Below are 11639 nucleotides of genomic sequence, written 5' to 3' on the forward strand. Positions count from 1 at the left end.
GCTGAATGCTTACCTTTGACGTTTCTTTTTTCCCGGCTTAAGTTGATACCCTGAATTATTAATATTTGCCAAAACGGTGTCTAAAATTGGCAATTGATGTTGGTGGTAGTACATATTGTTCACAATGTAGATCGCCTGCCTCAAATTCTAATTCTTGCAGAATTTGGTAATGTAATTGAGACTGTTCTCCATCGCAAATTCCTACAGTAGGCTCCAGTTGCTCGAACTGAGATGAGAGTAAACCAGAAAAAGCACAACCCATGATCTGAAAAGGATTTGAATTAAAAATTGCTGCCTTTTGAGGATTATTCATTATCTTTTCTACAGAGGGTGGTAAATAGACTGTTGTTTTTATAGGAAATGGCGATCGCAACATTCCACCCTCACTAAACAAAATATCTTCCCGTTCCTGAAAACGCTGAATAGCTTGCTCTACTGAAAAACAATGAGGACCAGAATCATCAACAATTAGTGTACCAGGCTTAACCTGCATAATATCTAATACATCTGCGACATTTGTAGCTCCAACAATTAAAGTAGAGTCGTAAATTTTTTCGGGAACTGTTGCTTTTGATAATGCCAAATTTATCTGACCTTTAAAATCAAATTTATGCACTAATTCTTGTTGAATATTCTCCAGAAATTCCAACTTACTATAAACGTCACAAAGAGTAATTTCTTGAGGATGTGGTAAGCATTTCAACATTAAAGGCAGTACATTCATTCCCACAGAACCTAAGCCAATAAATCCTACTTTTTCTGTACTTAAATCTCGTCCACTTTGCTCGCATATCTTCTTAATACTCAGTACAACAGCAGCACCAGTTGTTCTATGTCCAGTCGTAATTTTTGGCAAATCCTGACGATTAGCAATTGCCTTGGTAATTGCCAAACCATAATCAGTAGCAGAAGGAATTAAGCCAGTCAAAGAAACAAATTTAGCACCAATTATTGCAGCCATTTCTAATGCTTCAATAATTACCTGTACTGTATCATCTTGATTGCTATATAAGTCAGAAATAAGAGGCAAACTTATCAGTGCAATTCGACCCCAATTAGTCTGTTTTATAGTTGAACAAAAAGGAAGATTTTCAAAGATATTTTCAATAATATAATCTCGACTCCAACCCAACATTTCTGCATCAGATTCTCTTAAATAACCCAAGGCTGCAGCATCGACAGGATGAATTTTACCCACAGAAAATAAAGATGATAAAGAGTGAGGTTCAAATTGTAGATACTCGGAATTTTTGGTTTGTACAACTTTTTCATTTAATGTTTCCTGAACTTCATTGTTAATTGATTGAGTACTTGGATGTTGAGAGACATTTTTATTTTCTAGTAATTCTGTGATAATATTACTTAACTCATCAATTCTTGGGTGTAACAATAAAGTTTTTACTTGGAGAATAATGTTGAAATTTGTGGATATCTTAGAAACTAATTTTACTGCAGTTAGAGAATGACCTCCCAAATCAATGAAGCTATCATGTATTCCCACCTTTTCTATTCCCAACACGTCTTGCCAAATCTCTGCTAATACCTTCTCTATCTCCGTCTCAGGACCTATATACTCTGTTGACACACTACTGGCCACATCCGTTACAGGTAATGCCTTACGGTCTACTTTGCCATTGGGAGTCAGAGGTAGTTGCGACAACACCATTAACTCCGATGGGACCATATACTCTGGCAACCGCGACTCCAGATACTCTCTCAACTGCAGTCTCAGTTGCTTTCTCAACTGGGAACTCAAAGGATTATTCCCATAATGATGCCAGTTACCTCCTACAACCGATTTTTGACTCAGCGGTGTTAACACTATCCCTTCTTTTGCTAACTCACTGCGCACAAATACCCCATCCATTAATTCTCCTCTTCCCTGAGCAGACCAACACAACTCTAAGCTATACCCTAAAGATGCACTCAGTTCATATAACCTCTCTGGGTCGATGCCATTGACTAGCTTTGACTCTAACTTTTGCCTCAACTGCTGTATATTCTGTTTTGCTTCTGGCTGTGATAGCAACTCCACTAAACCTACATCACTTGCTACTCTGCTATTTACTAAACCACTAAAACAAATTGATTCTGGCTGTTTTTGTCGCAGATAAGTTTCTATCTCCTCATAACTCATACCCGCTCCATTTTCTACGGTCGCTACTATTACTGATGCTGGTTCAGCTTCTATATGCAATAGTACGCTGTAGCGATATTTATTCAGTTCGTTATGCTCACTTCCCCTTTGTAAACGGATTTGTACATGAGTTATTTCTGGATATTTTTCCTTGAGACCTACAAACAACTCTGGTGACACTAACAACTCTGTCTCCCGCTCCATTTCTCTATCTATCTTTTGCTTGAGTTGTTCTACTGAGAGTGATGGAGTTGCTTGATACAGTTGCACCGAACTGTGAAATGCTTTCATTAATGGCAAGCTGCGGATATCCCCTAGGAAAATCATTCCTCCTGGTTTGACTACCCGGATACTGTTTTCTATTACTGACAACAGATATTCCACACTAGGGAAATACTGGACTATGGAACTCAGGAGTACTACATCGAAACTGTTATCGGCTATATCAGCCATGTCTTCGGCTCGTTTCTGTGCTAAGGAGACATGACCATATTTGTCTGGTTGCTGTTCTATTTGTTGTTTGATGTATTCTAATGAGACGTTGGAGATGTCTGTGCCATAATATTTTTCTGTCTGCGGTGCAATTTGAAATAACAGCATTCCTGTACCACAACCTACTTCCCACACACTCTCTGCTTTATGGGCTAATACTTGACTAACAATATCCCCTGCCCAGATGCGCATTTGCTCTACTGGTATGGGTTGGTTGTCGTAGTTGCTAATCCATCCTCTAGTGTTAAATAGAGGGTCACTTACTTCACTTAGTTGGTCGTAGATTTGTTGGTTGAATATATCTTGCCAACTGTCTACTTGAGTTTCTGATAGTTCAGGGTTGGAGGTGGTGGTTTGAGTTTCGGGTACTATGTATGCTACCAGGTGTTTGTCTCCTGGGTTGTCTTCTCTTGCTACTACTACTGTTTCTTTGACTTGAGAGTATGAATTGAGAACTGCTTCTATTTCTCCTGTTTCAATCCGATATCCTCGGACTTTTACCTGATGGTCAATTCGACCAATAAATTCTATATTGCCATCTGGGAGATAACGTGCTAAGTCTCCTGTTTTGTATAATTTTTTTGTGGCTTTTGAGTCCTCAAAACGGTTGGGAATAAATTTGGAGGCTGTGAGTTCGGGGCGGTTGTGGTAGCCTATTGCTAAACCATCTCCTCCAATATAAAGTTCTCCTGGCACTCCTATGGGCACTGGTTGTAATTGGGAGTCTAGAATGTATACTTGTGTATTGGATATTGGCTTACCTATGGGTACTGATTTTTCTAGATTACTATCAGCCTTAACTGGGAAACAGCAGGTGAATGTGGTGTTTTCTGTGGGGCCGTAACCGTTGATTAATTGACATTCTGGCAGTTGTTCTACTACTTTCTGCACATGGGTAACTGATAATACGTCTCCTCCTGCTAATAGTTGCTTTAATGATTTTAAGTTTTCGAGTTGCTCTTCTACCATCAATTGGAATAACCCTGCTGTCAGCCATAGGGTTGTGACTTTGTGTTTTCTGATGGCTGCTCCTATTTCTCCTAGGGAGGGTTGATGGGGTGGCATTACTACTAGGGTTCCTCCGTTGAGCAGACTGCCCCAAATTTCAAATGTGGCTGCATCAAAGGATATGGGTGCTAATTGTAGGAATATGTCTTCTTCTGTAAGGTTAATATAGTTGGTATTTTTTACCAGTCTTACTACTCCTTGATGTCTGATGTTCACTCCCTTGGGTAGACCTGTCGAGCCAGAGGTATACATCATGTATGCCTGATGCTCTGATGTTATTGGTACTGTTAGGTTTTGTGAATTCGCTGTATTTAGTATATCTACGTCCAGACATATTACTTGAGCTGTTGTTTGAGGTAGATAATGTTGCCATTTTTCTTGAGTCAAGATGATGGATAGTTGTGCATCTTCTACCATGTAATTGAGACGAGAAGTAGGATAATTCGGGTCTAATGGCACATACACTCCTCCGGCTTTGAGTATAGCTAATATACCTACTACCATCTCTACTGAACGCTCTACACAGATACCTATTAGCGTTTCTGGAGCTACTCCCAATTTTTGCAAATAATGTGCTAGTTCATTGGCTTTGCTATTTAATTCCGAATAGGTCAGCTTTTGTTGTTCAAATACTACCGCTATTGCATTTGGGTTGTTTTCGACCTGTTCCTCAAATAACTGATGGATACATTTGTCTGTGGGGTAATCTGTTTTCGTCTTGTTCCACTCCACTAGTATCTGGTCTCGCTCTACCTCTTTCATTAATGGTAGTTGCCCTAACTCAATATTTGGGTTGGCTACCATTGCTTCTAGCAAAGTTTGTAGATGTTCCAAAATTCTAGCAATAGTATCAGTTTCAAAACGACTGGTATCATAGCTAATCTTCAAGAATAAATGTTCATTTATTACCCCTGTCATTATGCTCAGGGGATAGTTAGTTTGAGTAAAAGTATCTATCTCTGCGATCTTGATATTGCTACTCCACTGCTCCCAAGAGATATCGGGATAGTTCTCAAAGCCTAAAATACTTTGAAATAAAGGTACTCCTCCTGGTATTTCACTTAGTCGTTGAATCTCAACTAGGGGGCTGTAGGAATATTCTTGTAATTGCAACTGTTTTTTGTTTAACTGCTGTAACCAAGGGATGAACTGGGCTTGTGAGGGAACTTGTACCCGTAATGGTAAGGTATTAATAAACAGCCCCACCATCTTTTCTACTCCCGACAAATTAGCTGGACGACCAGATACTACTACCCCAAAAAGTACCTCTGATTCCCTACTATAGCGACTTAGTAGCAAAGCCCAAGCTGCCTGAACTAAAGTAGCTATAGTCAGATGGTGCTCTCTAACTAAGGATTGGAGAGCTTTAGTTGTTGTTTTTGTTAAAGTTATTTGTTGTTGTTGATAAGAGGATGAATGTTGCAGTCGCTGTTGTTGGGTTGTGTCTACTACTAAGGGTGTAGGATTTGTCAAACCTTGCAAACTTTGTCGCCAAAATTCTTCTGCTTCCTCTTGATTTTGCTGCTGTAGCCAGAGAATATAATCTTGGTAAGGATGTACAGGTGGTAGATTGCATCTGTTACCTTGATTACAAGATTCGTAGTAACTCAGAACTTCTTTGAGAATTATGGGGCCGCACCAGCCATCTATAAGGATATGGTGGAAACTCCAAATCAACTTACAAGTTTGATTCCCTAGCCTAATCAATGTACATCGCATCAAAGGTGCTTGATTCATTTGAAAACCTTTCTTCCGGTCTTCCATAAAAAATGCTTCCAGCTTTTGTTGTTGCTCCCTTGAGGACAGATTTTGCCAATCCTGGTAACTCCAAGGCAAATCAACCTGTTTCTTCACCAGTTGCAAAGGTTCTTCTAGGTCTTCCCAAATAAACAAGGTTCGCAAAGCTCCATGTCGTTGCACTACCTGTTGCCATGAATGTTTTAAAGCATCTACATTGAGATCGCAAGTGAATGTAAACAACGTGTGCTCAACATAAACACCTGAGTCCGGAGCAGAAAGGGTGTGAAATAGAATCCCTTCTTGCATGGGAGAGAGGGGGTAGATAGACTCAATATTTTTGTTTTTTCGAGATTCTTGTGATAGTTCCATTGTTAATTTTTAGTTAAATTTTGCTATTAGCCTATCGAGTTTTTCCTGGCTCAAATTAACCATAGAAAAGTCTGAGGGAGTATATCCACCAACTTCTAGAGACTGACAGTGAGAGATTATATTCTGCACAGTTTCTATGTAATTTTCAGCCAGATTGACAATCGTCGTATCTTTGTGGATGCAACTATTGTAAGTCCAGATAATTTGCAACTGACCTTCTACAATCAAGGCATTAATATCCAACAGATGGGTACGGTTTATTTGAGGACTGTGATTAGCTCCAACCGACTCCCAGGCTCTTTGCCAATTCACCTGTTGAGATTGACTGCTCTTAAACTGACCTAGGTAGTTGAAACTCACCTCTGCTGGTGGCAATGCTGCTAGCTGAGTGCGGATTTGTTCATCCTGATTCAAATACCGCAGAATACCGTAACCAATACCACGATCGGGAATCTTCCTCAACTGTTCTTTCACCGACTTGAGGACCTCTCCTATCTCTTCTGATGACAGTTGTAGCTTGACTGGGAACATACTCGTAAACCACCCCACTGTCCGCGATAAATCTACATCGGCAAATAATTCTTCTCGTCCGTGCCCCTCTAAGTCTATTAGCACTGTTTCTGTTCCCATCCATTCTCCTAAACTCACCACTAAGCCTGTCAGCAATACATCATTTATTTGAGTGTTGTAAGCCGATGGTACTTCCTGTAGTAAAGCTGTTGTCTGCTCTTGACTCAATGTCTGAGTAACATTGACAGCATTGCCTACTGTGTTGTTGGCTTTTCCCTCTGGATAATCTATCGGTAAGGAAACTATCCCTGACCAGGGCTGATTTAACCAATAATCTAGTTCTTGCTGCAACTTTTGAGATTGCCCATATTCTACCAAACGAACTGCCCAATCTTGAAAAGCTGTAGTTTTTTCTGGCAGTTTTATGCTTTCTCCTTTGGACAATTGATTGTATGCTTCAAATAGGTCTTCTAGCAATATGCGCCAGCAAACACCATCTACTGCTAGGTGATGAATTATGATTAATAAACGCCCCTCAACTTGACTACCTAAGTTGAACAGTACTACTCGCATTATGGGACCATTTGTGAGGTTTAAGCTTGCCTGTTGTGCTGTTGCTGTCTGCTCTAAGAGCGTTAATTGCTCAGTTTCTGATAATTTTGATAAGTCTACTACATGGAATGGTATACTTTCTGAGACACCTGAATTGATTTGCTGCCAATAATTACTAGTTTTATGATACCGCAAACGTAGGGCATCGTGATGTTCTAATATTTTTTCGACTACTTTTGAGAGCAAATCTGGTTTGATCTGCGGTGACACTGATAACAGCAGAGATTGATTGAAATGGTACATCTGTTGGAGATTTTGTTCAAAAAACCAATGCTGAATTGGAGTCAACGGTATTTCCCCTGTCACTAAACCTTGTTGATGTTGCACACTAGCCATCGCTCCTGCCACTGCTGCTTGTTCGGCAATGGTTTGATTTTGTAATAGCTGTTTTGTTGTCAGTTGAATACCTGCTTTTTGGGCACGGGTTACTATTTGAATAGTAATAATTGAATCTCCACCTACTTTAAAGAAGTTATCATATATTCCCACCTTTTCTATTCCTAACACTTCTTTCCAAATCTCTGTTAATACCTTCTCTGCCTCCGTCTCAGGAGCCACATACTCTGTTGACACACTACTGACCATCTCCGGTACAGGTAATGCCTTACGGTCTACTTTGCCATTGGGAGTCAGTGGCAGTTGTGGTAATAGTACAAACCTACTGGGTATCATATATTCTGGCAACCGCTCTTTCAGATACTGTTTCAATTTATATATTTGTTCTGTCTCTGATACTTCTGGAGTTTCACTTTCTACCACTATATAAGCTACTAAACCTTTAGTACCAAATTTATCTTCCCTTGCTAATACTACTGTTTCTTTAACTTGGGGATGTTCATTTAATATAGCTTGGATCTCTCCGGTTTCGATGCGGTAACCTCTGATTTTAACTTGATGGTCAAGTCTCCCTAAAAATTGTATTTGACCATTTCTTTGATAACGTGCTAAATCTCCTGTTTTATATAATCTCTTACCATTCCAAAAGATAAATTTTTCTGCTGTTAGTTCTGCTTGCTTAAGGTAGCCTCGTGCTAGTCCTTCTCCTGCTATGTACATTTCTCCTGGTACTCCTATGGGTACTGGTTGGAAATTTGAGTCCAAAATATACACCAGGGTGTTGCTTATTGGTCTACCTATGGTTGGTGCATCTCTTCCCCCTTTCTCCATTAAGCCATAGGTTGAATAAGTTGTGTCTTCACTCGGTCCATAAAGGTTGTATACTGCTTTAATTGTTGCTTGTCCATACAGTTGTTGCACCAATTGATTCTCTAGCGGCTCTCCTGCCAAATTCACTGTTTTTACCCCACTGGGGATACTTTGGCTTCTGATTAATTCCCTTGCTGCTGAAGGTACTGTATTTATTAGGCTTACTTCTGCTGCTGCTGGTAATTCTGGCAGGTGTAAAGCATTTTCGGCTAATATGACTTTTCCTCCCCAACTTAAGGGCACAAACAATTCAAATACTGATAGGTCAAAGCAAATGGATGTGGAGGCTAATACTCCTGATAATTCCTCTTGGCTATACACTTCTCGTGCCCAATGTAATAGGGACACTGGACTACGGTGTTCAATTGCTACTCCTTTGGGTCGGCCTGTAGAACCAGAGGTATACAATACATAAGCTAGGTTTTGGGGGTTGACATTACTGACTACATTGGTTTGTTTTTCTACTGTATTAGCTTTGTTAATATCTAATACAGGTGTTTTTGTTTCTGGTAAGTGAAACTGAGAATTGGAGTCAGTTAAAACTAAGTGTAACTCTCCGTCTTCTAATATTTGAGCTAGGCGTGCAGTGGGATAGTTGGGATCTAATGCTACATAAGCCCCTCCGGCTTTGAGTATAGCTAGTAAACCTACTACCATCTCCACTGAACGCTCTACACAGATGCCCACTAGGGTTTCTGGCTTCACTCCTAAACCTTGTAAATAATGTGCTAGTTGATTAGCTCTGCTATTTAATTGAGAGTAAGTAAGCTGTTGTTCTTCAAATACTACTGCTATTGCCTCTGGAGTTTGCTCTACCTGAGTTTCAAATAACTCATAGATACATTTTTCAGCAGGATAATCTTTTTTTGTATTGTTCCATTCTACCAATATCTGTTGTCGTTCTGCTTCACTTAACAGAGGAAGTTCTACTACTCTCTGCTCTGGATTACTCACAATTCCTGCTAACAAATTCTCAAAATGATTTGCCATTTTGGCAATAGTCTGTTCATCAAATAGGTCTGTATTGTATTTGAGTAATCCCAGCATAGATGAGTCCTCTTCACTCATTTCTAATGTTAAATCGAACAGACTTTCATATTGAGCTAATGCCAAAGGTTCTACTTCCCATCCTGCCCAATTTACCACAGTTTTTTTCCGGCTTGATAACAGCTTTTGCACATTTTGAGCTCCTTGGAAATTTTGTAGTATAAAGTAAGCTTGAAAGAGAGGGGAGCGGCTGGAATCTTGCTCTAGCTGTAATCGCTGTACCAACAGAGAAAAGGGATAATCTTGATGGGCTAATGCCCCAATGACAGTTTGGCGCCCTTGGAGCAGGAAGTCTTTAAAACAGGGATTTCCTGACAAATTGCCCCTGATCACGACTTGATCGACAAAGTAACCAACAATGGGGACAAACTCAGGTCTAGATCTACCATAAGTAGGAGAACCGACCAAGATATCTTCTTGACCTGTGTAACGAGATAGAAGTATTTGAAAAGCCGCCAAGAGAACCATGTAAAGAGTAGCCTCTTCTTCCTGAGCTAGTTCTTTGAGTTGCTTAGTTAGCTTTTGAGATAATTTGAAAGGGTAAGCAGCACCGTTATAGGTTTGTATTGGTGGTCGTGGTCGATCTGTGAGTAAATTCAACACAGGCAACTCCCCTGCAAGTTTTTGTTGCCAATACCCCCAGAGGCGCTCTCCTTCAGAGCCTGCTAATAATTTCCTTTGCCAACTAACATAATCTTGGTAACAGCAATCTATTTGAGGAAGAGATCTCTCAACACCAGCTTGTTGAGCTTGGTAGATTTCTGGTAGCTCTTTGAGGATCGAACTCATTGACCAACCATCCCAAGCGATGTGATGTATTGTCAACAACAGGATATGGTCTCGTTCTGAGTGGCTAAACCATCTTATCCGCATTACCGGTTGTGTTTCCAGGTCAAAGGGATGACGATGAGCTTCAACTACCTTGGCCTGCAACTCATCTTCACTCCAACTCGAAGCATCAATCTCTAGGAAGTCCAGTGATTGATTTTGATGTACTTGTTGAACCAGTTCTTGACCCAGTTTTGGGAAAGTGCTCCGCAGCATTGGATGGCGCGTCCTTAAAACCTCAAAGGTTTGCTGCAAAATAGCCAGATCTACCTGAGAGTAAATGCGAAGGGCAAATGACAAGTTGTAAGTATAGCTCTGTGGCGCTAGTTCCCATAAAAATCTGAGACCTGTTTGACCGTAGGACAGAGGATATACTTGCAATATATCTGGTTGTTCGTGCAGTAATTGTAAGATTTCAGTTTTGTGCTGCTTCAGTTGAGCAATAACATCGGGAGTTAATACCTCTTGGGAACCTCCCGTACGCAATTTTTCCCCATCACACCATAACTTCACCCCTTTGAGAGAGATATCTTGTAAAAACTCCACTAAGTTCATAGTTCTACCTCTATCCAATTACTATCTTTGACGTTATCTGGCTCAAGTTGCCCTTGATTATTTAATTCAATAGTTTGATTTTTATCTGTTTTAATTATCAGTTTTTGCTTAATCTCAGTTGCTAGAGCTATAATGGTGATTCCTTCCATAAATATGGTGGCTGGAATATCGACTCGCAGCTCAATTTGAATCTGATTTCGCAGTTCCACAGCCATCAATGAGTCAAGTCCCATCATAGAATGAACCTTTTGTACCTCTATATATTTGCAATTTGCTATAACTTAGTTTCCACAATTAGATATCCATTACGAAAGTAGGGGAATTGGCCAAGGAATTTAAAAAGTAGTTGCCATTGCCAAGGCCAACGTTCTTGATGTATTTGAGATAGAGGCCAAGTATTGACTACTTGCAATCCCATGGCAGCTAAATCTTCTTCATTCTTCACAAACCACTTTAGGGGAGCTCCAAGTTGAGAGAGATTTTTACTGATTTTATTTTTAGCATAATTTCCTAAGACTTCCACATCTAAGGTAGCCCCTGGAAAACGAGAGCGCATCGTAGATATGAGTTGCTGCACCTCATTCTCCTCAAAGTAGGCTAGTAAGCCTTCTGCAATAAATAAAATATTTTCTGGTTCTACGTTGGGCAAATTATTCATCCAGTCAAAATCCCTAACTGAAGCACTAATAAACTGGTGCTGCTCTGTCTGTGTATCTAACTTAGATCGCAATTCAGTTACTACAGGCAAATCCAGCTCAAACCAATGATCAGCATTTTGTCCAATACGGTGAAAACGACTAGATAATCCAGCTCCCAATTCCACTACAACTGGATGTGAATGGTTAGCAATATGACGAGATGCTATTTGGTCATGCTGGTAAGTTCGGACAGCAGCTACAACAATAGAAAGTTTACCGGCTTCAGTATAGTATTTCTCTAGCTCTTGATCCCAACCCACGAGTTTTAACCACTCAACAGCCCATGGGTCTTGGAAGAGGGGATAAGAATTAGCTTGTTCATCAGCTCGTCCCCTGAGTGGTAAAAGTAAGGTGCGAGGTACACCCGTTAGTTTAGTAACAACTTGAGACATAAGATATTGATATCCTAATTTGTTTAAACTTTTGATTAGATTTGA

General features: G+C 40.1%; 4 protein-coding genes. All 4 read right to left on the reverse strand.

The annotated features are described in order from the left end of the window. Window positions 1–58 precede the first annotated feature (58 nt). The 4 genes from F6J90_RS20510 to F6J90_RS20525 are packed head-to-tail and all read right to left on the reverse strand — an operon-like array spanning window position 59 to window position 11594. The gene (locus F6J90_RS20510) at window positions 59–5746 is read right to left on the reverse strand and encodes a non-ribosomal peptide synthetase (RefSeq protein ID WP_293097451.1); all 5688 of its coding nucleotides are present in this window, start codon (window positions 5744–5746) and stop codon (window positions 59–61) included. Between the two features lie 9 nt (window positions 5747–5755). Further along, on the reverse strand, window positions 5756–10504 hold the full coding sequence (locus F6J90_RS20515; protein WP_293097453.1) for a non-ribosomal peptide synthetase: 4749 nt from the start codon (window positions 10502–10504) through the stop codon (window positions 5756–5758). Then, window positions 10501–10740: an acyl carrier protein gene (locus F6J90_RS20520; RefSeq protein ID WP_293097455.1), complete on the reverse strand. Its 240-nt coding sequence runs from the start codon at window positions 10738–10740 to the stop codon at window positions 10501–10503. Before F6J90_RS20520 ends, F6J90_RS20515 begins: the two co-directional genes overlap by 4 nt. Before the next feature lie 38 nt (window positions 10741–10778). Further along, window positions 10779–11594 (reverse strand): class I SAM-dependent methyltransferase, encoded by an 816-nt coding sequence (locus F6J90_RS20525; protein ID WP_293097457.1) that lies wholly within the window; start codon window positions 11592–11594, stop codon window positions 10779–10781. Between the last annotated feature and the right edge of the window lie 45 nt (window positions 11595–11639).

Source organism: Moorena sp. SIOASIH (assembly GCF_010671925.1).
Taxonomy (GTDB): domain Bacteria; phylum Cyanobacteriota; class Cyanobacteriia; order Cyanobacteriales; family Coleofasciculaceae; genus Moorena.